This window comes from Bacillus mycoides, from assembly GCF_001757995.1.
Lineage (GTDB): Bacteria > Bacillota > Bacilli > Bacillales > Bacillaceae_G > Bacillus_A > Bacillus_A mycoides_B.
This window is the reverse complement of the sequence record NZ_LXLV01000020.1, coordinates 145,026-170,879: the sequence shown is the minus strand read 5'-3', so window position 1 is coordinate 170,879 and position 25,854 is coordinate 145,026. Positions and strand designations below refer to the sequence as shown.

Below are 25,854 nucleotides of genomic sequence, written 5' to 3'. Positions count from 1 at the left end.
TTTTCTATAAAAAGATATAGCAACTGCTACTTACATGTATGCAGTTGCTTTCCCCTGTTGCAATACATAGAAATACACGAAAAAAAATTTCCCTTTCGAAAAAGGAAAATTTTTTTCTATATTAATGACTTTAAATACCGTTTATCAATCGCTGTTTCATGTGAAAGAGCTGACAAATATTCTTCCTGCGCTTTTTGTATTTCATCTACAATCGCACCTTGACTATCCACTTCTTTTCCGAGCTCATCATACGTACGGTGAATAGCTTTTTGAATCATTGATAATTGGAAACTATCCATATCACTTCCTCCTTTACGCATTACATAATAGCCAGTATATGCGCGCTGGAGGAGTTTTATACTATGAATTACGCGATGGACGTTTTCCGAAGTATTGATAGTAATCTGTACGAATAAATCCGTTAAACAGTTTACGCTTTTTCGATGCATCTTTTCCGTAACACTTCTCAAATGCTTCATAACTTGTTAATAAATACATTGACCACGTATCTAATGGGCGGAATACCTCTCCCATTTCTTTATATAATTTTTCAACAAGCGCTCTTTCACTTAAACGTTCTCCGTATGGAGGATTCGTTACAACATAGCCATATTCCTCTTTTGTCGTGAAATCTTTTACTTGCATTTGTTTAAATGATATAAGATCCCCTAATCCAACTTCTTCTGCGTTATCTTGGGCAACTCTTATCATACGGTGATCAATATCTGATCCAATGATTTGCAATGGTTGATTATAATTTGCTAAATCTTCAGCTTCTTGACGAGCTTCGCGCCAATTTTGTTTACCAACCCAGCCCCAGTCATCTGATGCAAAGCCTCGGTTAAATCCTGGTGCGATATTTTGTCCAATTAATGCAGCTTCAATTGGAATTGTTCCAGATCCACAGAAAGGATCAACGAAAGGACGATCCGCCTTCCAGTTTGTTAACTTAATTAAAGACGCAGCTAATGTTTCTTTTAAAGGCGCTTCACCTTGCTCGAGACGGTATCCACGTTTATGAAGACCTACACCACTCGCATCGATTGTTAACGTTGCAATATCCTTGAGCATTGCAATTTCAATACGGAATAACGGACCATCTTCTTCAAACCAAGTTGTGCGTCTATACGTTGTTTTTAATTTCTCAACAACAGCCTTTTTAACAATACGTTGGCAGTCTGAAACGCTAAATAATGTTGATTTCAAAGATTTCCCAATAACAGGGAATTCTCCGTTCTCTGGAATATAATCTCCCCAGTTTAACGCTTTTGTTTTTTCAAATAACTCATCGAATGTTGTTGCTTTAAATTCACCGACTTTAATTTTCACACGGTCTGCAGTACGTAACCATAAATTCGTACGACAAATCGCTTTTTCATCCGCTTCAAACGTTACCTTTCCGTTTTCCACTTCACATTCATAACCAAGATCGCGAACTTCTCGGGCAACTAATGCTTCAATACCCATTGCCGCTGTTGCAATTAAAGTAACTTTTCCCATTTGCATTCACCTCTTATGTATAATCAAACAATAATTAATAACATGTTGTCCTATTAATTATCACATATTACGAAGAATATTCTCATTTACCATTTCAACTCACAATTTATAACTTCATACAAATAAAAAGCCCTCCTCTAACAAAGGAGAGCTGAGTTATTTCATAGTTGGTTCATAACGTTCTGTAAGCCATGTTCTGTTCCTTTGTACTGCAAACGGCCCACGCCTCGTACTCCGGTGGTAATCATCTATCTACAGGTTACGAAAACCTGTCCTTTTCCATCGTTCATTTCCTTGGAAAAGATTCCCCTACCATTATTTGGGTTTCTCGCTCGTGGGGTTTACCTCGTTCCACTCCTATCATTTCTTCAAGGACTTCGTCACTGTGGCACTTTAAAGGTAGTCAAACCATATCCGAAAGGACTTAGGTTTTTTCCCTGCCGTTAAACCAGCCTTACAGCCAGAATACCCTAGCTTATGACTTGGCTAGGCACGAACACTACAGCCATCTCAGGCCGTGCGAGCATGGACTTTCCTCTACAACGTTGGCGTTGCAGCGATTACCCAAACGTTATGACAAACATTAGTATAGTGGAAACAAAAAGATTTTGCAATGTTTTTTTCTATGTAAAATACTTTAACCTTTTTGTTACCTTAATTTATTCGTATAACTTACTTCCAAATACAGCTTTTTCTAAATTAGATAGACGTTTTAAAATATCTGTATTCGTATTGTTATACACTGGTTGTGCAACTGGTGCTTGTACCGGTTGTTGCGGAACTTGTGTTGCCGCTACTTTCTGCTCTTCTAATTCACGTTTTAAACGAGCGTTTTGTTGTTTTAATTGATCAAATTCCTTATGAAAAGCTTCATAATCTTTAATAATCATATCAAGAAACTTATCTACTTCTTCTTGTTGATAACCTCTCATACCTGTTTTAAATTCTTTTTCTAAAATATCTTTCGCTGTTAATTTAATTTTATCCGAAATCATTTTCTTCACCTCAAATTTTTGCCAAAGCTTTCATTAACTAAATTTTTTCAGAAACAATGCCTTTTGTCAATCAAATATACGAGTACTATATTACATATTACTCTGCATTATTCCACTGTTCCTCTTCCATTATATCTTGTAAATCAGAAAAAAGAATGAAATAACTGTGATAATTTTCTATTTCTCCTTTTTTCTTAGCTGCTTCTACAATATATTTAGGGCTCCCAGGCTTTTCTTCATCATATACAGCTAAAAGTGCATCGCTTTTTTCAATAAAAAATTGATTCTTTAATTTAAATTGCTCTGGACTTTCATACTTCCGTTTCGTAATACTATCAATGTGATCTGCTTGTGAAAGAATAAATTCGTAATATTCACGATTATCTTCCTTCCAATTTTCCTCTTGTTCTAAAAAAGGAGTAAATACCGCTAATTTTAAATCTGGATATTCTACTTGAATCTCAAAAACAACTTCAGCAGCCCATAGCTCCACTCCTAATTGACCACTTATAATAACCCATTCCAAACCTTCTTCTACAAAAGCAGTTAATTTACGATGCAACGCCTTTTTTATACATTCTACTCCTGGATGATCATTTTTAAATATTCCAAGTTCAAATGGCTTATATCCTGTTACAGCAATGACTTTCATATCAACACTCCAATTACAAAAAAAGAACTAGCATTTTGCTAGTTCTAACATATCATTTACTTTTTAAACATTCCACCAACGTTTGGTCCGATATTTGGTCCAAATGGTGACACGTTCGGTCCTGGTCCAAATGGTGATATTTGATGACCGTGGTGATGATGACCATGACCACATGGTCCACATCCACCGCCGAATCCACCGCCGAATCCACCGCCGAATCCACCGCCGAATCCACCGCCAAATCCACCAACAGATCCTGGATCACCAGGGTCTACAACATTTACGTTCGAGTTTGTTTGTGGGAAGAAGTTTTGATTTTTAATTTGTTGATGATGTACATGTGTTGTATGCGTTGGGAAAATGTGTGGCACCACCGTTGTTGAAAAAGAATGTGTTACACATTGTTTTGTCGGATGAATGACAGGAGCTGTCGTACAAATAGGTCCTACAGGCTTATGCCCTCCAAAGCAAGGATGACAATGATGCATAGTTTTTTCTCTCCTCTCTCATTAAAAAAATCTGACTACACTTTACAATATGAGCGAGGTGGTAAAGCCGCTTGTTATATATACCCATTTATTTCATGGAAATTTGTCTAGTGCCCCATTTCATACATAAGATACATTATGGATAAGCCCCTACTATTATTTACCAAAGAAGCCCCCAACTTGTTTAACAATCCCTGTTACTTGATTCATCGCGTTCATCATTTGTCCAGCTGTGTTCATCATTTTATTTACATCGTAGTTACCATCTGATGATTTAAATTGTGAAACAAAACTAGAAAACTGACTTGGTTGCTGTTGCTGTTGCTTTTGTTTATTCATCGTTGGATATGGTTGTTTCGGTGGATAAAACATAGCTTGTTGATTTACATATTGAGATGGCGACATGTAGTTTTGTGAATTCATATAAGCTTGCTGTGGTTGATTCGTATACATTTGCTGTGGCTGACTCATATGCGGTTGCTGCGGTTGATTCGTATACGCTTGCTGCGGTTGATTCATATGTGGTTGTTGCGACTGATCCATGTGCGGTTGCTGTGGTTGATTCGTATACGCTTGTTGCGACTGATTCATATGCGCTTGCTGCGGTTGATTCGTATACGCTTGTTGCGATTGATTCATATGCGCTTGCTGCGGTTGATTCATATGTGCTTGTTGCGATTGATTCCCAAACGACACTTCAAATGGTTGATAATAATTTTGGTTTCCATAATGAGGCTCGAAAGGATACATATTATATCGCAAATATGTATCCTCATTATATTGGTACATATTTTGCTGTGCATATGGATTTGCTTGCTGATATACATTAGGTTGTTGAAACATGCATTCTCTCCTCCTTCGCATAAGTTTCTACATATAGAATATGTACCTATAAATTAAAATGTGTGACGGAGTATCTGTCTTTTTTTGTCGGAAGTTTAAATTTTTAAAAAAATTAGAAAGTAAACCCTTCCATGCTATGATAATAAGGAAAAAGTTTCTCATGGGGGAGGAATCAACATGGTATTAGGGGATTTAAAACAAGCGTTTTCTCAAAAAAAGGGGTATTACACAGAAAATTCGAATGAACTGTTAGACTTTGCAAGACATTGTTATCTTGAAGGAAAAATATGCATATCAGATTACCGAACATTAATACGTGAATTAGAAATAAACGGTGCAACAAAACCTACAACAGTGACAGAAGCATAAAAAAACAAGAGGGCTTTCCCTCTTGTTACTTACATTGATCTACGATATTTTGCAAAGTATACGAAATAGCTTGATAAGTTTCAAAGAAACGTTTACCTTTTCCCTTATTAACAAAACATTGTAGCACATTAGTTTGTAAATTATCATACACTTGATCAATTTGTTGTACATGTATATACTTAGGTCGTTCTTCCTTTATCCACCTGTAAGCTAATTCTTTCCACATCTCTAACTCCGCATCTACAATATCAACAAATGGCTTCATATCCTTATAAAAATCATATTCAGCCATTTCTCTTTTTTTCACATTCGCTTCATCATTATACTGCATCAACTTCTCAGAGGACTGGATTAATGCTTCATATCCCATTTTGTTCCCACCTTATTATGCACTCACTACGACGTTTTGAAATGTCTTTACCCAACTCCCTTTTTCTTCGTGATGCACTAATTTATTTTCCATATGCTCTATATGCATTTCTGTTATTTCTATCTTATTGCATATTTTTTCACCTTTATCCTTCAATGCATGATTCATTCTAATCCCAATATTCATTTCCAGCAAATCGAGAGAACTTAACATTTGATCCATTTTTTTCATAACATCTTCCTTCTGAACCATCGCCATATTTAAAACGCCCCCTTCTTTGCCTTTCCTTTGTCATGTAATTTCGCCGATTGATTGATTACTCCTTCTCACATGACAAAACTAGTTGATATTCGTCAAAGAAATCATTTAGTATGCCATTTTTAGAAATGGTAACAATACAAAAAGGAGGTGTATTACGATGGCAAAAAATAAAAACGAAAAAAAGAAAAAGCAAAACAAACAACAAAACAAACCTGAGACTGGTAATCCAAAGCTTGACGGTCCAAATTTCCCCGCTACATAAAGTGAAACTTTAATCAGTGGGGGTTTTGTTCATTCCCCACTGATTATTAGCCTTCACCAATCGGGCGTTTACGGGCAGCAGGGCTTCCACCTAACTTCTTTGCTCCAGCCAAATTTTGAGGTGGGAGTTTTACCGCCCAAAAATAGCAGGATAAAATGACACTTTAATCAAAGTGGCTTTTACAAACAACTATTTTCTATTCTAACCTTACCTCTTCGCTTTCGATAAGTGTTGAAGTTAAAGTCATACTGCCGGCAAATAGCGAAGTAAAAAGTAATTTGTTGAAGAACATATTACTTTTAATCAAGAAGCCCCGCCTTCATGTAGGAAGGCGGGACTTTTTGATTATATCATGAACTCATCTATTCTTTTAACAAAACTACTTAATATAGAAAGAGTATGTATTTGCTCCCTCTTCTTTCTATACCATTCTGTGATATTAATTTCCCCCTTAGGTTTTTTAAGTAAAAATAATGAATCTATTTCCACCCCTTCACTAAACCAATCTTTTTCCATTAATTTTTCATGAGTGACAATAGAATACACATCTCGAAGAGCCGGCGTACATGATTTTCTAATTCCCCTTATATTACATTCATAATCCATCCTTGACCCTGTATGTCTAGTTTGCACTGCGAATTTATAAAAAGAAGCCTTATACTTTGAATGAAATAATAACCAAGCTAATTGCTTCCCAAGTTCTATACGTTTTTGCAACGTTTCAAATTGATAAACTGAAAATCCATACATTCCCCCTTCCACCATTGGAAAAATAACTGCACTAACGTGAAATATTTCTTGAAATTTGAATAGTGCAGTATCAAATACATGTTTTTGAAAGTATGCATTCTCGATTACTGGTTTTTGAATTTTATTTTGTTCATTAATAATAAGCGCCGTCATAAGCCTATTTATATCTTTTTTCTCCCAAAACGTGACCCATTCTTTTTCCATAAAAATTGATATGTTGAAAAATTGTAACAAATGAAAGAGCGGCGCACATCTCTTTTTACTTTCCTCATACAGTAATAGTTGAGGAAATGCATCTAAAAAAATGAGCCAATTAGCTTTCTCATACAAAAGAAATAATCGTCTCTTAACTGTTTGAGATAAAAGATTAGAATAATATTCTCCTTCTAAATCAGTCATGTTCCATCCCCCATTCCTTGAAACCATACTTGCTAAAAAAGACCATCTAATTTCTCTATTTCTCAAATAATATTCTTGGTAAGATTGTGTACGTGAAATATTATCTACGTTAGCTACATCCGTTCTCTCCTTAATATGAAGAACTATAGCTTTTTCCTCTTCTGTACAAAAAATATCATTACGGTTCTGTTTAATTTTTTCATACTCATTCCATCGAAACATGAGTAAGTCACCATACCTTTCTTGAAAAAGGTCACATCTTTTTTCATTTTTTGATATAATCACCTTTGTAAGTAATTCTTATCAAGTTGGGAGTGGACAAAATATGACCATTCGTTACCCAAATGGAAAAAGGTACGATCAAGCTTCACAACCTCATAAAACACCAATAAAAAAACATACTTACAGTAATAGAGGTATGTCCCTTGAAGAGGAATTGAATGACACCAATCAATATTACTTAACCCATAATATTGCATGCGTACATAAAAAACCTACACCTCTTCAAATTGTAAAAGTAGATTACCCCGCTCGAAGTGCTGCAGTGGTAAAAGAAGCGTATTTCAAACAACCTTCTACAACAGATTACAACGGTGTATACAAAGGGAAATACATCGATTTTGAAGCGAAAGAAACTAAAAATAAAACCAGTTTTCCACTTCAAAACTTCCACCTTCATCAAATTGAACATATGAAGCAAGTAGTCGCTCATAATGGAATTGCATTTGTTATTATTAAATTTACACTTTTTGATGAATTTTATTTATTAGATGCAAAACATATTATTGCATTTTGGAATCGTCAAAATACTGGTGGACGTAAATCGATTACAAAACAAGAAATAGAAGAGCATGGGTCTTTATTATCATGCGGTTATCACCCTCGAATTGATTATATCCGCGTACTAGACACGGTTTATTTTTCGTGATAGAGTCATCACTAAGGCTCTTTTTTCGACTTTTGGGGGAGAGAATGAAAGGTAGGAGAAAGTATAATGTCAGATAATTATCGTTCTCGTACAGAACGAAATCATGTAAAAAATCAAACGAAAGAAACTCATAAAGAAGAAAAGCCAAAGAAAAAAGGTTCCTTTTTCAAGAAATTCCTTATAGGTTGTCTACTTCTTGGTATCGTCGGCCTCGTAGCTGGCGTTTCGGCTTTCTTTGTTATGGTAAAGGACGCTCCAAAACTAGACAAATCAAAGCTAGTCAATCCTTTATCAACAAAGTTTCTTGATAAAAACGGAAATTTCTTCTATGAATATGGTGCTGAAAAACGAACCCATGTTACATACGATCAAATTCCAAAAGTAATTGAAAGTGCATTCCTTGCGACTGAGGATGCTCGTTTCTACGATCATAATGGAATTGATTTTAGACGTACTGGAATGGCAGTCATGGAAAATGTCACTGGTGGCTTCGGCTCACAAGGTGGTAGTACGATTACACAGCAAGTAGTTAAAAACTATTTTCTAACGATGGACAAAACTGCAAAAAGAAAAGTGCAGGAATGGTACTTATCTTATAAGTTAGAGCAACAGTATTCAAAACATGAAATTTTAGAAATGTACTTAAATAAGATTAACCTAGGTAATCGCTCTTATGGTATTTCAACAGCTGCCAAAAAATATTACGGCAAAGATTTAAAAGACATACAACTACACGAAGCTGCAATGCTCGCTGGTTTACCCCAAGGTCCTAACATTTATGATCCAACAAAACCAGATAACGTTGATAGAGCAACGAAACGTCGTAATATCGTATTAACATTAATGAACCGACACGGGTATATAACGAAACAAGAAATGAATGACGCGATGCAAATCCCTGTAACACAAGGACTTCTTCCATCTTCAGAAGTAACTGAAATGAAATACCAAGCATTTTTAGATGCTGTTGTAAAGGAAGTTGAAAAAGAATACCCTGATGTAAATATCGGTTCAGATGGTTTAACGATTCATACAACACTTGATCAAGATGCTCAAGATTACGCTGAGAAAATTATGGATGGTAATATCATTAAATATCCAAACGATCAGTTCCAAGGATCATTTGTATTTATGGATACACAGTCTGGAGAAGTTCGAGCAATTGGTGCTGGGCGTAAAGAAAGTAAGTCTACTTTCAAAGGTCATAATATGGCAGTTGATTTAAAACGCCAAGTTGGTTCAACAATGAAACCAATTTTCGACTATGGTCCAGCAATTGAGAATCTTCAATGGTCTACTTATCATCAATTAAATGACTCTGATTACACTTACTCTAATGGCACAAAGATTAAAAATGCTACAGGTAATTTTAAAGGTGACGTTTCACTTCGTGAAGCATTGAAGAAGTCATTAAACATCCCGGCTTTAAAGACAGCTCAAACAGTTGGTCTTACTAAGTCACAAGAGTTTGCTGAAGGTTTAGGCATGACGTTTGAAAATGGAGTACATGAATCTACTGCAATTGGTAGTAACGATAGTTCTCCATTAGCAGTAGCAGGTGCATATGCAGCGTTTGGTAATGACGGTGTTTATAATAAACCTCACTTCGTAAAAGAAGTCATCTTCCCAGACGGGAAAAAGAAAAGCTTTAAACCGAAAGAACAACGTGCAATGCACGACTATACAGCTTACATGGTTACTGACGTTCTTCGTGACGTAGTAAAACCTGGTTCTGGCGGTACAGGGCCAACAGCATATGTTTCTGGATTCGACGTTGCTGGTAAAACAGGAACACAAAACTTTGATGCAAAAGATATAAAAAAATATGGCATCCCATCTGATGCAAACAGAGATAGCTGGTTTGCTGGATATACACCACAATATACGATGGCTGTGTGGACTGGTTACGAAAAGAATGGTCCAGAAAATTACATTAGCGATCGTTATACTAAAATTGCACAACAAATGTTCCAAGTGATGATGAGCAAATTTGCTACAGATAAATCTCGTTTCGAGCGCCCTTCTTCTGTACAAGAATTAAATGGAGAACTGTACATTAAAGGTGCGAAAAAAGATGCAGTTAAAGAAATTAAAGTAGATCCACCTAGTGGCCTTAATGTCGCTTTCGATGGTGCTAGCACAGTGACACTGAACTGGTCTGGACCATCATCAAATGTTGATGCATACGCAGCAAGCTATAAAGCTACTGACGGTTCTAGTGGTAGCTTGTCAGTAAGCGGTACGACAGCTACTCTTGGTGGTATTAAACCAGGTGTTACTTACAGCTTCTCTGTAGTAGCGAAAAAGGGTACTGGAACAAGTCCTGCAATTGGTGCATCATTCACTGCGCCTGGCGGAACTCCAGATGCGAAAAAAGCTGAGGAAGAGGCTAAGAAGAAGGCTGACGAAGAAGCTAAGAAAAAGGCTGACGAAGAGGCCCAGAAAAAGGCCAATGAAGATAAACTAAAACAAGAAGAAGCTACAAAAAAAGCTGACGAAGATCAGCGTAAACAACAAGAACAACAACAGAAGCAACAACAAGAACAACAACGTAAACAGCAAGAAGAAGCTCAAAAGAAAGCTGCTGAAGAAGAGGCTAAGAAGAAGGCTGACGAAGAAGCTAAGAAGAAGGCTGACGAAGAAGCTAAGAAAAAAGCTGAAGAAGAAGCTAAGAGAAAAGCTGAAGAAGAAGCTAGAAAAAAAGCTGAAGAAGAGCAGCACCAACAGAATACCGGAGGAGATACACCTCACGCAGACGGAGATGTTGTTACATCAGAGTCTTAATAACAAAAAAGAAGTCCTTACTCTTAACGAGAAAAGGACTTCTTTTTTGTTATCACTTTCTTAACATGTAGCTTTTCTATTTCAATATACAACTGTGCTAATTGAATATACGAATGATAATTACTCGGTTTCTTTATAATAAATGAGTATCGTTCTATAAAATTAACAGGTTGTGCTTCCAATTCATTCGTATTTACTTGCATCTCATTCAAACTATGAACAGGCTTCTCATTTAGCCAATATACAACCGATAGCAAGTGTGCTGCAAAAAGAATCATCGGACCCTCAGCTTCTTGTTTTTTTCGGTTTCGAAATAGTGTAGCAATTTCTTCATGCCTGCTTTTCCATACATTTAACACCGCTGGAATACTTGTTTCAATTTCATTCCACGGCTCATATTGTCTTTCAATATCAAATACAAAGTAAGTATTTTGTATTATCTCTTCAAAAGACTGGTCTGTATTATACGTAATCGAATTTGCACTCTTTTTAAAAAATGGTACGTACCGAAACTCTTTCGGTATTTCTATAACTCGCTCCATCCTTTATTTCCCCTTCATTCGTTTCTTTCCTTCACGACATATTTCTAGTAATCGGCACTCTTCACATTGTGGTCGCTGCGCCTTACAGTAATAACGTCCAAAGAAAATCATACGATGGTGTGTAACTCCCCACTCATCCATTGGAATTTTCTTCATCAATGTCTTTTCCACTTCTAACACAGAATCTTTCCATCTACAAATTGCTAACCGTTTACTTACTCTCTCTACATGCGTATCAACAGCAATTGCTGGAATTCCAAATGCTACCGAAACAACTACATTCGCTGTCTTTCTCCCTACTCCAGGTAATTTCGTCAGCTCGTCACGGTCTTCTGGAACTTTCCCGTTATAATCATCTAGTAACATCCGGCACAATTTTTGAATATTTTTCGCCTTATTTCTAAACAATCCAATGGAACGTATATCTTGTTGTAATTCTTCTAAAGACACACTTAAATAATCTTCTGGTGTTTTATATTTTTGAAATAAGTTTTTCGTCACTTTATTCACAAGTGCATCTGTGCATTGTGCAGATAATGCCACTGCGATTACAAGTTCAAATGGATTATCATGAATTAATTCACAATGCGCTTCTGGATACATATCCGCCATTGTATCTAAACAATAACGAATTTGCGTTTTGTTCAACATATCTTTCCTCCTACACTACTGCTCCAACCAATTATAAAAAGGCACTTTCCCAGTAAATTTCGTCTCTTGTTTTGTCGTTTGTTGTGTGCGTTGTTGATTCGCTCTAAATTTCTGGCCTTGATTTTGCGCTTGATCTACCGTTTTAATTCCGTTCTTTTTCCACTCAAACAAAATACGATCAATATACCGGAAATTAAGTTTACCACTCATAACAGCTTCACGAAGAGCCGCTTGAATTAAATTTGGATGGTGTTGATCTTGATCTTCCCACATCCCTAATGTTTCACATTCAAATGGCGAAAGTGGTCTTCCGAATTCTTTTTCAAATACTGTATATAAATTTACTTGAATTTGTTTTTGTTCTTTTTGCTCTTCCTCTATAGATTCATTCATTAAAAAGTGTAATATTTTTTCCCACAGTGGTTGTAAAGAATAACTTTCACACATCATCGCTTCAGATCTTTGTCCACCTTCTAGTGCTAAAAAACCTTTTTGGATTAAAGTCTGAATCACTTCCATGCATTTCATTTCTGTTATCGTCATCCGTTCTGAAATCTCTGAAGGAGTCGGGAACGAATTACCTGATTCTAAAAATGTGTGTACATGAAGTACTACCATAAATTCCGTCTCATTTAAACCTAGCTTTTTATAATGCATCATAAGTAATTTAGGAATCGCTATGCTTCCCTGTTCAAACCATTGTAACATCATTTTCTTTTTCATCACCAAACACCTCGCTTTCTAGTATAACACACCTTTAGCCATTTCTTTTTGCCACAATTCGTCAAAAAAACCTCCCTATATATAGGGAGGTTTTTTTCCATTTACTACAAGAAACAGACGATTAAGCCTGTACTTTACTTTTCATGAACGTATGAATTCGTTCTAATGCTTTCTCAACTTGCTCAAGAGATGTCGCATACGATAATCGAACGTTATTTGGTGCACCAAATCCTGTACCTGGAACAAGAGCCACCTTTTCTTCTTCTAATAATGCTTTTGCCCACTCATCAACTGTATCATACCCAGCTAATGCTACGGCTTCTTTTACATTTGGGAACAAGTAAAAAGCACCTTGTGGCTTAATGCAAGTAAAACCAGGAATTTGAATTAATTTATCATAAATAATGTTCAATCTTTCTTCAAACGCTTGACGCATTGTTTCTACAGGTTCTTGTGAGCCTGCATACGCAGCAATTGCACCGTATTGAGCAATTGAAGTAGGGTTTGACGTACTATGACTCGCTAAGTTCGTCATCGCTTTAATAAGCTGCTTATTTCCTGCTGCATATCCAATGCGCCACCCTGTCATAGAATGTGATTTAGATACACCATTAATAATAAGTGTTTGTTCTTTTAATGCATTAGAAAGCTGGGCAATTGAAGTATATTCTACATCACCATAAATTAATTTTTCATAAATTTCATCTGAAACGATTAAGATATCATGCTCTAAACATACTTCTCCAAGCTGTTGTAATTCTTCTTTGCTGTAAATCATCCCTGTTGGATTGCTCGGTGAATTAATAATAACTGCTTTCGTTTTCTCTGTAATTGCCTCACGCAGCTGCTTTGCTGTAATTTTGTACTCATTGCCTTCTAGACCTTCTACATAAACTGGCTTACCACCAGCAAGCTTTACTTGCTCAGGATAACTTACCCAATAAGGAGTTGGGATGATAACTTCATCTCCTTCATCAAGTAACACTTGGAATAATGTATATAATGCATGCTTGGCACCATTACATACAATAATTTCAGATGGATCATACGCAATTCCTTGATCACGCGTAAACTTCTTCACAATTTCTTGTTTTAACGCTTGTAATCCACCTGTTGGTGTATACTTCGTATGTCCTTCTAACATCGCTTTATGCGCAGCATCCATAATATGTTCTGGCGTATTAAAGTCAGGTTCTCCTGCTCCTAATCCAATTACATCATGACCTTCTGCTTTTAATGCTTGTGCCTTTGCTGTAATTTCTAAAGTTGCAGATGGTGTTAAAGCAGCTACTCGCTTTGCTAATTTCATTTGTAGTTCCCCCTACATCTATTTTTCAATGCTATATCGTTTTAAAAACTGACCATCTTGAAACGCAAGATTGTAGTAACTATAACGATTGTCATCATCAATATATGTAACTTCCCATAGTGGTATATTGTTTTCAACGCCTAATTTTACTTTTAAAATTTCTTTCGGCTTACTTTTGGGTTCTTTACTTTCATCTCCGACTTGTTCAATCGTTCTTTGTAAAGCATCTTTTTCAGAAATACCTTCGCTCTTTTTCTTTACTATAGTTTCCCCTTTTTTCTCAGGCACCCAAACAATAAGTTGTTCTCCTTTTTCATCTGTACCTTGTACGACTGTATATGAAGATTCTCCGTTATAATAATCCACAGATTTCACATTTGTAAGCTTTGCTTTTTCTTTTGCAATTTCTACAGACTTTGACTCTTTTGGAATTTTCTTTTCCATCGCTTTATTATAAACATACGCCCCATATATTCCGCTAGCAACGATAATGATAATGATTGTAAAGATCCACTTTTTCATTGTATCACTACGTTCTGTAAATCGTAAATACAGCTATTTCTTTATCTTTTTCGTCTAATGCTAATCCGAACATGAGGTCCTGCTCTTTTAACGTACGATTCAAGCTATCAACAATTTTATACAAGTCAGACGAATATTTAATACGCGTCGTTGATAGGACTTCGATTTTCTTATCCATGAAAAAACTCCTCCGTTACACAAAAATTTCTAATTATAGAAGAACGCAATGCGGTTACAATAAGAGTACATTCTTTACAACCCCTGCTTCATCACCCATCTATTATAGCAGGACATGTACAGCAAAAAAAGGTTTCAAATCGAAAAGCAATATATTTTGTGTACAAGAAGTAAGAAAAATAAAATTCCTCCTACCCACATTTTTTACGCCTGAAGTTTAAATGTACTTCAGGCGTATTTTTCTTCCAATTTTATTTATTTGGCCGTTCCTTTAATTGCTCTAACAATTCTTCTAACGGTCCTTCATAGAGCGGGACAGTTGGGATTGATTGTAAAAATCGTTTTCCATAGGAAGAGCTTGTCAAACGGCGATCTAGTACAAATACCGTTCCCGTATCTGTATTTGTTCTAATAAGACGACCAAATCCTTGTTTAAAACGTAATATCGCTTGCGGGAGCGCTAACTTAGCGAATACGTCTTCTCCTTGATTTTTTAGCCACTCTCCTTTTGCTTCCATCATCGGCTGATGAGGAGGCGTAAAGGGCAGACGGACAATGACAAGGCAACTCAGAGCATCTCCAGGTATATCTATCCCTTCCCAAAAACTACTTGTTCCTAACAAAATCGATTTGTCGAACTCTTGAAATTTACGAATGAGGCGACTTCGGCTCTTATTATTCACACTTTGTGTTAATAATAAATATCCTTCTAATGCATCATCACTTTTCAAATTCGTATACGCTTCTTTCAACATTTCATACGAAGTAAATAAAACGAGCATTCTACCTTTTGTAGCTTTCGCTATTTTCGCAATATGTGCCGATACAGACTCAATATATTCCTCATTACTTGCTTGCTTAATAAAAGGCACATCCGTTGAAACCATTAATTTCATTTGTTCTTCAAAACGAAATGGTGATGGAACCTTTAATGTATTGGGCGCAAAATCATGTAAACCTAGCTCCTCTTTTATATAGTCAAATGAATCACTAACTGTTAACGTCGCTGATGTGAAAATAACACTCTTTTTTTCTGTTAAAAATTCATCAGCAAATCTTTCACTAATATGAACAGGCTGCGCATATAAAACTGTTGAATGAATCGTTCCCTTCGTTTCAGTCTCCATCCATGTCACGTATGAATTTTTTTCTAAAATGAGTAATTGTAAAGATTGTACCATCTTTCTCAACAACTCAATTAAGTGCATAAATTCACCTGTAACAACATGCATCTCCCATTCTAATTTACTTTGTAATATATCAACTTGCTTCTCAAGTGTAGTCACTAATTTTCTTACATCATATACAAAACGATTTGTTAACTCGGTAATGCTATCCCATAGCTTACCTGTCTCTACTTCCGTGTTATATCGATAAATGAGCGGCATATTGCTCATCCCTTGTTCCTGCTTTGTTTGTTTAAATATGAAAGCACGTAACATTTGGAATAGTTCATCCGCATCAAATTTCAATTCCTTCAAACTATGACTCACCATACGAAAAGTCGAACGAGAGGCTTGCTCTGATTTTTTCATCATTTTATATACTTTAGAAAGCACATCATCTGTTTCTAGCGTACCAAGACGAGATAGCGCTAATTGAAAATACATACATGAGAACTGTTCACCGAATGTTCTACTCGCCGCTTCCTCGATATGATGAGCTTCATCAAAAATAATATGTTCACATGAAGCAAACAGTGGTTCTTCACTTGAAAAATCTTGAAATAATAACGCATGATTGGTAATAACAATATCTGCAAACAATGCTTTATTCTTCGCTCGTTGATAAAAACAACGACTAAACCAGTTACTTTGCATCCCGCCTGGACTATATGCATCACTACAAATACGGTTCCAAAGTAACTTTCCGCCCTCAGGAATATTTAATTCATCACGATCGCCGGTTTCCGTTTGCAATAACCACACTAAAATTTTTGCCTTTGTGAGCGCTATATCATAATTTTTCTCTTCCTCTTGCAAAGCATATTCAAATTTATGTAGACACAAATAATGCTTTCTTCCTTTCAGAAGAGCCACTTCAAATGAAAATGGCATTATTTTCTTTAATAAAGGAATTTCTTTTTCTAGTATTTGTTGTTGCAATTGTACAGTTTGTGTACTTATAATGACAGGTTCTTCTTTTTTCTTTGCAAAATAAATACTTGGAAGTAAATATGCAAGCGTCTTCCCCGTACCTGTTCCTGCTTCAATCAGTGAAAACCTAGAATCTCTTAGCGCTGTATATATTTCCTTCATCATAATCTGTTGGCTTTCTCTTTTTTCAAACTTTGGCATATTCAATTCAAGTTTATCCATTGTCTTATGTAAGAAAGCATCAAATTTAGATGAGCATGTTTCACTGAGGCTTAAAGAATAATTCCGCTTTCGAAGCGCAATATTTCGATACACTTCATACTCCTCTGCCTCTTCTTTACCGTGCATCATTTTCTTTAAAATATTTTCAGAAAGTACATCAGCTATATCACTTTGGAAAACATCACTTAATTCATAAAGCGCTTGTAATGTGACCAGTGGTAACTTTTCAATTTCACTTAAAAATTGTAAAAACAACTCCGCTGTTGCAAGAGCATCACTATCCGCACGATGTGGTTGATCATGCTCTAGTTCATGTTGCTTAGCTAAATCACGTAATTTATAACTATCAGCTGTCGGCAAAAGAATTTGCGCCAATTCAACTGTATCGATTTTAGGACAATGTACTTCTGTATATCCAGCCTGTCTTAATTCTTCATTTAAAAAATTCCAATCAAAGTGAACGTTATGTGCAACAAAAGCCGCACCTTGTAATAGCTCAACAATCATCGGGGCTACATCTCGAAATAACGGGGCTTGTTTTACAAGGTCTTCATCAATCCCAGTTAGTTCTGTAATAAATAGGGGAATCTCTCTCTTCGGATTAATAAAAGATGAAAAAATCTCTAATATCTCTCCATCTTCCACTACAACAGCTGCAATTTGGGTAATTTTATCCTTCCCATCCTTCCAGGAGTTCCCTGTCGTCTCTAAATCAACAACGACATAACGCTTACTCATATATGTAACACCTCAATTTCTTACCTATCAAACACAAAAATTATATAATGTTACTATACCACGTTTTACCTCATCTTAATGAAAAGATGCACAAAAAAGCTATCTCCTTAATTAGAGATAGCCTTCCTACTTATAATATCGTGCCAGCTTTTTCAGCACCTAACATTTCAACAATTTGATTATCATCATCTAATACTGCAATTTTCGGCTCTTGTTTATGAATATTTTCTTCTGCCACTAAACCATAGCAAATAATAATAACTTTATCACCTGGTTGTACAAGCCTTGCAGCTGCACCATTTAAACAAACAATACCGCTACCGCGCTCTCCTTTTATAACATATGTCTCTAAGCGAGCTCCGTTGTTGTTATTTACAATTTGTACTTTTTCATTTTCTACAATATTTACCGCATCGATTAAATCTTCATCAATTGTAATACTACCTACATAATTTAAGTTTGCTTCTGTTACAGTTGCGCGATGTAACTTCGCTCTCATCATTGTGCGAAACATAGATGCTCCCCCTTATTTCCCCATTAATGTTATATTGTCAATTAATCGTACATTTTCAAACTTAACTGCAATCGCTAAAATGATTCTTCCTTCAATTTTATCTATTGCTTTTAATGAAGGATATGCATATAAATCAGCATAATCTACAGTGCCTTTCGTATACTTCTCAATATGCTCTTTCACAAGATTCATAATGATTTCTGGATCACGTTCGCCTGCCTCAATTCGTTCTTTCGCTATACATAGACTGCGGTATAAACGAGGAGCCTCTTCACGTTCTTCTTGTAATAAATACACATTACGAGAACTTTTCGCTAATCCATCTTCTTCCCTTACAATATCAACTGGTACGATTGTAACTGGAATATTAAAATCCGTTACGAATCCTTCAATTACAGCTACTTGCTGTGCATCTTTCATACCGAAATAAGCACGCGTTGGCAATGTAATATTAAATAGTTTCATTAGTACAGTAGCAACACCAGCGAAATGACCAGGTCTTTGTTTGCCACATAATACGTCGGTACGCTTCACAACTTCTACTGCTGTCGTTTGTTCTGCTGGATACATCTCTTCTACACTCGGATAAAATAAATAATCAACACCATTTTCTTTTGCTACATTTTCATCTCTATCAATATCACGTGGGTATCGATCTAAATCTTCATTTGGCCCAAATTGTAGTGGATTTACAAATACACTTAAAACTACAATTTCATTTTCTTCCCTTGCCTTACGTAGTAACGTAGCATGCCCTTCGTGTAAATACCCCATCGTTGGAACAAAACCGATACTTTTTCCACTTGTACGAAGTTCGTTTGTAATTTGCTGCATCTCTTGTACTGTAGTTATGATTTTCATTATTGTTTTCCTCCGTATAACGCTAAGCATTCTTCCTCTTTCATTGTGAATGAATGTTTTTCTTCAGGAAATTGCCCTGTCTTTACTTCAGTAACGTATTGCGAAATCCCTCGCACAATCTCCTCTTGAACAGACGTATATTGCTTCACAAATTTCGGAACACGATTTACGCCGTACGAGATAAGATCATGGTATACAAGAACTTGCCCATCTACTTTTTGTCCTGCTCCAATTCCGATTGTAGGAATTGTTAACTGCTCTGAAATAAGTTCTGCTAATTGCATTGGCACACACTCTAACACAAGTGCTATTGCACCCGCTTCCTCACATTTCTTTGCATCTTCTATTAATTTTTTTGCACTTTCAGCATCTTTCCCTTGTACTTTATACCCACCTAGCACTCCTACAGATTGAGGAGTTAAACCTAAATGCGCCACAACGGGAACTCCCGCATTCGTTAAGTAATGAATAGTTGATATAACTTCTCCAGCACCTTCTACCTTTAATGCATGTGCCCCGCTCTCTTGAACAATGCGACGTGCATTAACCATCGTATCTTGCAATGAGACATGATAAGACATAAATGGCATATCAGTTACAATAAACGTCTCTTTCGCTCCGCGGCGTACAGCTTTCGTATGATGAATCATATCCTCTACTGTTACTGGAACTGTTGAATCATACCCAAGCACAACCATTCCTAGAGAATCACCCACTAAAATCATATCGACTTTAGCTTCTTCTGCTAATTTAGCAGATGGATAATCATACGCCGTTAGCATTGTAATCGGCTCACCTAGCTCTTTCATTTTCAAAAAATCTGTTTTTGTTTTCAAAAACTACTCCTCCTTTATGCAGGAGAGAGGAGATGGCCGAAATCATATAAAAAACCCCTCTGGCCATAAAAGGGCAGAAGGGTTGTGTGTTAGTCGGCATTATTCATCCCTCTGTCCCAGTCCGTTATTGGATCAAGGCAGAATCCAAATTATTATTTTTTCATACTGCGTAAAATAATGGTGCAGTTCGCTTTGATACTGCCCATATTCGAATTAATTATAGCAAACTCTGAAAAGGAATTGCTACATTTTTTCGAAAAAATAATTTTCTATTCCTATTACGGTATGTGAAATTTATTAGTATCTAAATGACAAAAAGAAGCTCCAAAATAGGAACTTCTTTTACTTAATTTCTATATCGGCAGAATGAATGTGGTGCACTTGTCCTTGATGATCCTCAAGTAACAATACACCATCCTCCGTAATCCCTTTTGCTAGCCCATTAATAGTTTCCTTCATCGTTCGAGCTGTAATTTCTTTTCCGATACTTACTGCGTAACTTTCCCAAAGAATTTTAATAACAGAGAAGCCATTTTTTAAATACTCTTCATACAATTTCTCTAGTTGCAAGAAAATTTGTTGCATAAGTTCCGCACGAACAATCGGCTTACCCGATTCAATTGCTAATGAAGTTGCAATTTGCTGAATTTCCTCATCAAAGTGTTCTTGTTTCTGATTTGCATTAATGCCAATTCCCATAATAACAGCATTAATTTTATCTGGATCAGCTTGCATCTCCGTTAATATACCGACAGCTTTTTTACCTTGAATTAAAATATCATTTGGCCATTTAATCCCTACGTTTACACCGGTACATTTTTCAATTGCTTGCGCTACGCTAACAGCTGCTAATAAAGTAAGCTGCGGGGCATGATGAACTGGAATAGATGGACGCAAAATAATACTCATCCAAATTCCTGTTCCTTTTGGAGAATACCATTTTCTACTTAAACGTCCTCTACCTGCTGTTTGTTCTTCAGCAACGACAATTGTTCCCTCTTCTGCGCCTTCATAAGCAAGTCTTGCTGCAATATGCTGAGTAGATTCAACCGATTCTTCAAAATAAACCGTTCTACCAATACGCTCTGTTTGTAATCCTAATTGAATCTCATTAGCAGTTACTTTATCTGGTTTACTAGCAATTCGATAACCTAAGCGGCGTACAGCTTCTAGTTCATACCCTTCATTACGAAGATCCTCCATATGCTTCCATACAGCGGTTCTCGAACAGCCAAGTTTGTCACTAAGTGTTTGACCAGATACAAATGCACCATCTGCTTCAGAAAAAACTTGTAATAACTGCTTTCTTATAGTAGATTGCATCTTTGTAGCCACTCCCTTATATTCTCTTTCTTATTAACTAAATCTCCTTGTACGATTGCTTCTTCAATATTTTGAAGCATTTCGGCAACCCACGGACCTGGCTTTTTATCTGCCCAGCTTAATAAATCATTACCAGTCACATTCATTTCTTGACGATTTTTTATCGGCAATGCATGAAATAATGATTGTACTTGCTTAACAGACGCACTATTATAACTTTCTATTATCGCTTCATATACTCTTTCCGCCATCTCAGCGATGTGAATTCCAGTTTTATAAAGAAGGATTGTATCCCACTCCTTCTCCTTTCTAGAACGAATTGCTAATAAAACCGCTACGATATCTTTAATCTTTTTATTCGAGAACTTCCATTGACGTAAAAAGACAGATGGATGCTCTTCTCCGATACAATATAAGAAAAATGCCCACGCCTCAACGTCTGTTTCGAAAGAATCCCATTTATACTGCGTAGCTTTCAAGAGTCTTTCTTCTGACATTTGTAAATATGGCAGATGAGCAAATAGCTTCGTTTCTACTAACTCTTGAAGACCATTCACACAATATGTACCGGTCAACAATTTTTCAAATTCAACTGTAATTCTTTCAATCGCTATATGTTCGAGCAAATGCCCATACGTTTCAATTGCTTGTTTCGTCTTTATTTCCAAAGAGAAACCTAACGTACTTACGAACCGAATACCACGCATCATTCGCAGTGCATCTTCTTGAAAACGGTCTGCAGCATCTCCAACCGTTGTAATTTCCTTCAGACGAATCGCTTCTTGTCCGGCAAATAAATCAACCATTTCGCCTTCCTCTGTCATCGCAATTGCATTCATCGTGAAATCACGTCGTTTTAAATCCTCTTCTAATGAACGGACAAATTGAACACTACTAGGTCTCCGAAAATCTTCATATTCGCTTTCTGTCCGAAAAGTAGTTACCTCATACGGTTCACCATTTTCTACAACAATTACAGTTCCATGCTCAAGACCAACCGGAACATGTCTTGGGAAAATAGCCATTACTTCTTCTGGTAAAGCAGATGTTGCGATATCGATATCTCCAATCGGTCTATCGATGATAAGATCGCGTACACTTCCACCCACGAAGTAAGCCTCATGTCCGTTCTGTTTTAATATCTCAATAATTGAACTAGCTTTTTTAAATCTTTCCATTCTTGTCATCCCTTAGTATGTCATAATAAATCGCCTCATACTGTGAAACGATTTTTTCCGAACGAAACTGCTCATATACTGATTTCATCGCCCGCTCTCCCATATTACGGTGAAGTTCTTCATTTTCTAGTAGTTGAATTGCTTGCTTAGCTATTCCGTCTGTATCTCCAACTTCACATATATATCCTGTTTCACCATGTTGAATGACCTCTGGAATGCCCCCAACCCTCGTTCCGATACTAGGCACACCACACGCCATCGCTTCTAATATAACGAGACCAAAACTTTCCTTTTCTGATAAAAGTAGCATTAAATCACTCATCGCAAGAAGCTCTGCAACATTATCTTGCTTTCCTAGGAATAAGACACGTTCCTCAATATGTAAACTTTTCACCAATTGTAAAATAGTACAGAACTCTGGTCCATCACCAACAAGAAGCAATTTCGCATCTACTTCCTTTACAATTTTGGCAAATGACTGCACAACATCCTGTACACGCTTAACCTTTCGGAAATTTGAAATATGAATCAACACTTTTTCATTTTCTCGTATACCGTATTCTTTTTTTAATTGAGACATATCACGTTTGAAATAAACACGTTCGTCTACAAAATTGTATACCGTCTCAATTTCTTTATCTGGTTTTACAAGTTCATTCGTTTCTTCAATTAACGAATGTGACACAGCTGTAACAACATCAGATTGTTCAATACCAAAGCGAATTAAATTATTTAACGAAGGGTCGGAACCTAACACAGTAATATCCGTTCCATGTAAGGTTGTAACAATTTTAATACGCTCCCCAATCATTTGTTTTGCTAAATATGCACAAATAGCATGAGGGATTGCATAATGCACGTGTAAAATATCAAGGTTTTCTCTTTGAGCAACCTCTGCCATTTTACTCGCTAATGCTAAATCGTAAGGTGGATATTGAAAAACAGAATATTGATTTACTGTTACTTCGTGAAAATAAATGTTCGGGTACACTTTATTCAATCGAAATGGTACACCCGATGTAATAAAATGAATTTCATGTCCGCGTTCCGCCAATTGCTTTCCTAACTCTGTCCCAACAACCCCAGAACCACCTACAGAAGGATAACATGTAATACCTATTTTCAATTTCATTTACATCCCCCTATTAAATCAGCATGTAATAAAACCGGTTTCTTACTCATAAATCCTTCGGCATACAACACTCCAACTTCTTTCCCAAACATCTTCTCCCGAGCGATTACAGTTTCAACGTATCCTTCGGTTAATGGCGTCTTAACACCATCACTCCCTGTTGAAAACTGACTTTCATACGCTTCTAAGGCTTCCACCTTTTTAGAAAGGTATTCACTAATATCTATACAAAAATTCGGTTTATGAAAACCATTAATCATATAATTATAAAAAGACTCTACACGGTGCGGCGGAAGTTCAGGCATATATTTACGAATTCCCGCTGAAAAGATAGCTTCTTCCACAAGTTTTGCGCAATTAGCATGGTCTGGATGACGATCTTCGTAATATGGTGCGAAAATTAGTGTTGGTTTATATGTACGAATAATCTTTACAATTTCACGTATATACTCTTCTTTCATATACAAACCACGGTCTGGCATTGCTAAATTAATTCTCGTTTTTACTCCCATAATACGAGCTGCAGCCTTTGCTTCTTCTTTTCTTAGTTCTACCGTTCCATTTGAAGAAAGATCAGCTTCTGTTAAATCGCAAATACCTACTTCATATCCTTGCTTCGTATACTTTGCAATGGTACCTGCCATGCCGATTTCAACATCATCGGCATGAGCACCAAACGCTAATATATGTAATCCACTCATAATTGTTCCCCTCATTTTCTTAACTTTCGGTAATCTAAATCTCCCCGCTCTAATGCATGCATTAGCATTTCAGCACTTGCCATATTCGTTGCTAGTGGGATGGCGTATACATCACATAAACGAAGTAACGCATTGACATCAGGTTCATGTGGCTGTGCTGTTAGTGGATCCCGGAAAAAAATCACCATATCCATCTCATTTTTTGCAATCATTGCACCAATTTCTTGATCGCCACCAAGAGGGCCAGATTGATATCTTGTTACAACTAAACCAGTTGCCTCCATAATACGAAGTCCTGTCGTCCCTGTTGCAAAAAGTTCATGTTTTTCGAAAATTGGTTTATATGCGTATGCGAACGAAACCATATCATCTTTCTTTTTGTCATGTGCGATTAAGGCAATTTTCATCCGTTGTCTCCCCTTTAGTCGATAATGTTTTCTAAACCGTACACAAGATGATCAAGGTTCATTACTGTTTCAATTGATAGTTTTACACCTGACATAAATGATGCACGATTGAATGAATCATGACGAACTGTTAACATTTGTCCATCTCCGCCGAACATTACTTCTTGGTGTGCGATAAGTCCCGGTAAACGTACGCTATGAATATGTATACCGTCTACATTTGCACCACGTGCTCCTTCTAATTGTTCCGTTTCATTAGGGTGTCCTTGCTCTTTTGGTACACGATTTTGACGGATTAATTCTACTGTTTTTACAGCCGTACCAGATGGTGCGTCTAATTTTTGATCATGGTGTAATTCAATTACTTCAACATCTTGGAAGTACTTCGCTGCCATTTGTGAAAATTTCATCATAAGAACTGCACCAATTGCAAAGTTTGGAGCGATAATTGTTCCTACTTCTTTTTCTTTTGCATTTTCTGTTAATTGCTTTAGTTCTTCTTCAGTAAATCCAGTTGTACCAATAACAGATCGAAGTCCACGTTCAACTGCAAGTGTCACATGTTTCTTTCCAATTTCTGGAGTTGTTAAATCTAACAATACGTCTGCTTCTACTTCATCTAAACAAGTATGTAAATCTGCGTAAATAGGTGCATCTAGCGCTGGCATTCCCGGTAAATCAGAAATTTTTTCTCCGCCATGCTTATAATCAATTGCTGCTACTAAATTGAAATGTTCTGTTCTTTCCATTAGAAGGACTGCTTCATGTCCCATGCGTCCTCTTGGTCCAGCGATAATTACTTTAATTTCTTTCATGCTTCTTTCTCTCCCTCATCAATACGTGTCCAGCGATCTTTATCACGTGTATTAAATTTATTCATTACAATGTTATGCGCTGTTTCTAAATCAATATTTAAACTATTTGCCATACAAATCATAACAAATAATACATCTCCAAGCTCTTCTTCAATACTTCGTTCTTTTTCAGTTGTTTTCTTCGGTTTTTCACCGTAATAGTGATTTACTTCCCTCGCAAGCTCTCCCATTTCTTCCGTTAAACGAGCCATCATTGCAAGCGGACTGAAATAACCTTCTTTAAACTGACCAATATATGCATCTACTTCTTTCTGCATATCTTTCATCGTTTTTGCTTCCATACTATTCACCTCTAATCCTTCCTCTTTCATGTTAGCCAATTCATCGCGATTTGACAAATATTATTCCCCGCCAATCACCTATTTGCGACCCTTTTTTGGATAGACTATAATAAAGTGAAACTTTCTTTTGCGGTTTTTGCAAAAGATTAGCTGAACCAATCGGGT

30 protein-coding genes and 1 other RNA gene are annotated in these 25,854 nt (G+C 36.4%); 4 read left to right on the top strand and 27 right to left on the bottom strand.

Going from position 1 to position 25,854, the window contains the following annotated elements; genetic code table 11:
- Window positions 1-116: 116 nt before the first annotated feature.
- The 7 genes from BWGOE10_RS07690 to BWGOE10_RS07660 all read right to left on the bottom strand — a co-directional run bounded on the left by BWGOE10_RS07690 (window position 117) and on the right by BWGOE10_RS07660 (window position 4,478).
- On the bottom strand, window positions 117-299 hold the full coding sequence (locus tag BWGOE10_RS07690) for a DUF3921 domain-containing protein (RefSeq protein WP_000376895.1): 183 nt from the start codon (window positions 297-299) through the stop codon (window positions 117-119).
- A gap of 61 nt (window positions 300-360) precedes the next feature.
- On the bottom strand, window positions 361-1,500 hold the full coding sequence (locus BWGOE10_RS07685) for a THUMP domain-containing class I SAM-dependent RNA methyltransferase (protein ID WP_070141556.1): 1,140 nt from the start codon (window positions 1,498-1,500) through the stop codon (window positions 361-363).
- Between the two features lie 180 nt (window positions 1,501-1,680).
- Window positions 1,681-2,072: RNase P RNA component class B (rnpB, locus tag BWGOE10_RS07680), an RNA gene on the bottom strand.
- A gap of 87 nt (window positions 2,073-2,159) precedes the next feature.
- The gene (gene gpsB / locus BWGOE10_RS07675; RefSeq protein ID WP_070141555.1) at window positions 2,160-2,495 is read right to left on the bottom strand and encodes a cell division regulator GpsB; all 336 of its coding nucleotides are present in this window, start codon (window positions 2,493-2,495) and stop codon (window positions 2,160-2,162) included.
- A 97-nt stretch (window positions 2,496-2,592) separates the two neighbouring features.
- Window positions 2,593-3,147: a DUF1273 domain-containing protein gene (locus tag BWGOE10_RS07670; protein ID WP_070141554.1), complete on the bottom strand. Its 555-nt coding sequence runs from the start codon at window positions 3,145-3,147 to the stop codon at window positions 2,593-2,595.
- A 56-nt stretch (window positions 3,148-3,203) separates the two neighbouring features.
- Complete coding sequence (locus BWGOE10_RS07665; RefSeq protein WP_070141553.1) at window positions 3,204-3,635, bottom strand: CotD family spore coat protein; 432 nt, start codon at window positions 3,633-3,635, stop codon at window positions 3,204-3,206.
- Window positions 3,636-3,791: 156 nt separating this feature from the next.
- Entirely contained in the window at window positions 3,792-4,478 is a 687-nt protein-coding gene (locus BWGOE10_RS07660) for a YppG family protein (RefSeq protein WP_070141552.1), read from the bottom strand.
- 177 nt (window positions 4,479-4,655) lie between these two features.
- On the opposite strand from BWGOE10_RS07660, the gene BWGOE10_RS07655 reads away from it, so the two are divergent.
- Window positions 4,656-4,847: a YppF family protein gene (locus tag BWGOE10_RS07655; protein WP_012260642.1), complete on the top strand. Its 192-nt coding sequence runs from the start codon at window positions 4,656-4,658 to the stop codon at window positions 4,845-4,847.
- A 25-nt stretch (window positions 4,848-4,872) separates the two neighbouring features.
- Here the strand turns inward: BWGOE10_RS07655 and BWGOE10_RS07650 are convergent, their stop codons facing one another.
- On the bottom strand, window positions 4,873-5,217 hold the full coding sequence (locus BWGOE10_RS07650) for a YppE family protein (RefSeq protein WP_002149288.1): 345 nt from the start codon (window positions 5,215-5,217) through the stop codon (window positions 4,873-4,875).
- Between the two features lie 15 nt (window positions 5,218-5,232).
- A complete protein-coding gene (locus tag BWGOE10_RS07645; protein WP_002117753.1) occupies window positions 5,233-5,475 on the bottom strand; it encodes a hypothetical protein in 243 nt (80 codons plus the stop codon).
- Window positions 5,476-5,593: 118 nt separating this feature from the next.
- On the opposite strand from BWGOE10_RS07645, the gene BWGOE10_RS33795 reads away from it, so the two are divergent.
- Window positions 5,594-5,740 carry a phage portal protein gene (locus BWGOE10_RS33795; protein ID WP_306475192.1) on the top strand — a complete coding sequence of 49 codons (147 nt, stop codon included), beginning with the start codon at window positions 5,594-5,596 and terminating at the stop codon, window positions 5,738-5,740.
- Between the two features lie 345 nt (window positions 5,741-6,085).
- On the opposite strand, the gene BWGOE10_RS07640 is transcribed toward BWGOE10_RS33795, so the two are convergent.
- Window positions 6,086-7,111, bottom strand: coding sequence for a DUF2515 domain-containing protein (locus BWGOE10_RS07640; protein ID WP_070141551.1), 1,026 nt, complete (start codon window positions 7,109-7,111; stop codon window positions 6,086-6,088).
- Window positions 7,112-7,214: 103 nt separating this feature from the next.
- On the opposite strand from BWGOE10_RS07640, the gene recU reads away from it, so the two are divergent.
- Both recU and BWGOE10_RS07630 read left to right on the top strand, forming a co-directional pair.
- Window positions 7,215-7,817, top strand: coding sequence for a Holliday junction resolvase RecU (gene recU / locus BWGOE10_RS07635; RefSeq protein ID WP_002030800.1), 603 nt, complete (start codon window positions 7,215-7,217; stop codon window positions 7,815-7,817).
- Window positions 7,818-7,883: 66 nt separating this feature from the next.
- Entirely contained in the window at window positions 7,884-10,601 is a 2,718-nt protein-coding gene (locus tag BWGOE10_RS07630; protein ID WP_070141550.1) for a penicillin-binding protein 1A, read from the top strand.
- 23 nt (window positions 10,602-10,624) lie between these two features.
- On the opposite strand, the gene BWGOE10_RS07625 is transcribed toward BWGOE10_RS07630, so the two are convergent.
- The 17 genes from BWGOE10_RS07625 to BWGOE10_RS07545 all read right to left on the bottom strand — a co-directional run bounded on the left by BWGOE10_RS07625 (window position 10,625) and on the right by BWGOE10_RS07545 (window position 25,689).
- Window positions 10,625-11,143: a YpoC family protein gene (locus BWGOE10_RS07625; protein ID WP_070141549.1), complete on the bottom strand. Its 519-nt coding sequence runs from the start codon at window positions 11,141-11,143 to the stop codon at window positions 10,625-10,627.
- Window positions 11,144-11,146: 3 nt separating this feature from the next.
- Window positions 11,147-11,794, bottom strand: a complete 648-nt coding sequence (nth, locus tag BWGOE10_RS07620) for an endonuclease III (RefSeq protein ID WP_000933020.1) — start codon at window positions 11,792-11,794, stop codon at window positions 11,147-11,149.
- A 15-nt stretch (window positions 11,795-11,809) separates the two neighbouring features.
- Window positions 11,810-12,517, bottom strand: coding sequence for a DNA replication protein DnaD (gene dnaD / locus BWGOE10_RS07615; RefSeq protein ID WP_000728545.1), 708 nt, complete (start codon window positions 12,515-12,517; stop codon window positions 11,810-11,812).
- 121 nt (window positions 12,518-12,638) lie between these two features.
- On the bottom strand, window positions 12,639-13,826 hold the full coding sequence (gene aspB / locus BWGOE10_RS07610) for an aspartate transaminase AspB (RefSeq protein ID WP_070141548.1): 1,188 nt from the start codon (window positions 13,824-13,826) through the stop codon (window positions 12,639-12,641).
- 18 nt (window positions 13,827-13,844) lie between these two features.
- Window positions 13,845-14,348 (bottom strand): DUF5590 domain-containing protein, encoded by a 504-nt coding sequence (locus BWGOE10_RS07605; RefSeq protein ID WP_070141547.1) that lies wholly within the window; start codon window positions 14,346-14,348, stop codon window positions 13,845-13,847.
- 7 nt (window positions 14,349-14,355) lie between these two features.
- Complete coding sequence (locus BWGOE10_RS07600) at window positions 14,356-14,526, bottom strand: YpmA family protein (RefSeq protein ID WP_000358351.1); 171 nt, start codon at window positions 14,524-14,526, stop codon at window positions 14,356-14,358.
- A 250-nt stretch (window positions 14,527-14,776) separates the two neighbouring features.
- Window positions 14,777-17,581 (bottom strand): ATP-dependent DNA helicase DinG, encoded by a 2,805-nt coding sequence (gene dinG / locus BWGOE10_RS07595; RefSeq protein ID WP_070141546.1) that lies wholly within the window; start codon window positions 17,579-17,581, stop codon window positions 14,777-14,779.
- A 130-nt stretch (window positions 17,582-17,711) separates the two neighbouring features.
- Window positions 17,712-18,095 carry an aspartate 1-decarboxylase gene (gene panD, locus BWGOE10_RS07590; RefSeq protein ID WP_070141545.1) on the bottom strand — a complete coding sequence of 128 codons (384 nt, stop codon included), beginning with the start codon at window positions 18,093-18,095 and terminating at the stop codon, window positions 17,712-17,714.
- Between the two features lie 12 nt (window positions 18,096-18,107).
- On the bottom strand, window positions 18,108-18,956 hold the full coding sequence (gene panC, locus BWGOE10_RS07585) for a pantoate--beta-alanine ligase (protein WP_070141544.1): 849 nt from the start codon (window positions 18,954-18,956) through the stop codon (window positions 18,108-18,110).
- A complete protein-coding gene (panB, locus tag BWGOE10_RS07580) occupies window positions 18,956-19,792 on the bottom strand; it encodes a 3-methyl-2-oxobutanoate hydroxymethyltransferase (protein ID WP_070141543.1) in 837 nt (278 codons plus the stop codon). The genes panC and panB overlap by 1 nt, the downstream gene beginning before the upstream one ends.
- Before the next feature lie 342 nt (window positions 19,793-20,134).
- A complete protein-coding gene (locus tag BWGOE10_RS07575; protein ID WP_070141542.1) occupies window positions 20,135-21,115 on the bottom strand; it encodes a biotin--[acetyl-CoA-carboxylase] ligase in 981 nt (326 codons plus the stop codon).
- Window positions 21,100-22,293, bottom strand: coding sequence for a CCA tRNA nucleotidyltransferase (locus tag BWGOE10_RS07570; protein WP_070141541.1), 1,194 nt, complete (start codon window positions 22,291-22,293; stop codon window positions 21,100-21,102). The genes BWGOE10_RS07575 and BWGOE10_RS07570 overlap by 16 nt, the downstream gene beginning before the upstream one ends.
- A complete protein-coding gene (bshA, locus tag BWGOE10_RS07565; RefSeq protein ID WP_002086596.1) occupies window positions 22,280-23,425 on the bottom strand; it encodes an N-acetyl-alpha-D-glucosaminyl L-malate synthase BshA in 1,146 nt (381 codons plus the stop codon). The genes BWGOE10_RS07570 and bshA overlap by 14 nt, the downstream gene beginning before the upstream one ends.
- Window positions 23,422-24,126, bottom strand: coding sequence for a bacillithiol biosynthesis deacetylase BshB1 (gene bshB1 / locus BWGOE10_RS07560; protein WP_002011848.1), 705 nt, complete (start codon window positions 24,124-24,126; stop codon window positions 23,422-23,424). Before bshB1 ends, bshA begins: the two co-directional genes overlap by 4 nt.
- A gap of 11 nt (window positions 24,127-24,137) precedes the next feature.
- Window positions 24,138-24,533, bottom strand: coding sequence for a methylglyoxal synthase (gene mgsA / locus BWGOE10_RS07555; RefSeq protein WP_000684753.1), 396 nt, complete (start codon window positions 24,531-24,533; stop codon window positions 24,138-24,140).
- A 14-nt stretch (window positions 24,534-24,547) separates the two neighbouring features.
- On the bottom strand, window positions 24,548-25,348 hold the full coding sequence (dapB, locus tag BWGOE10_RS07550; protein ID WP_070141540.1) for a dihydrodipicolinate reductase: 801 nt from the start codon (window positions 25,346-25,348) through the stop codon (window positions 24,548-24,550).
- On the bottom strand, window positions 25,345-25,689 hold the full coding sequence (locus BWGOE10_RS07545) for a nucleotide pyrophosphohydrolase (protein ID WP_070141602.1): 345 nt from the start codon (window positions 25,687-25,689) through the stop codon (window positions 25,345-25,347). Before BWGOE10_RS07545 ends, dapB begins: the two co-directional genes overlap by 4 nt.
- Window positions 25,690-25,854: the final 165 nt, after the last annotated feature.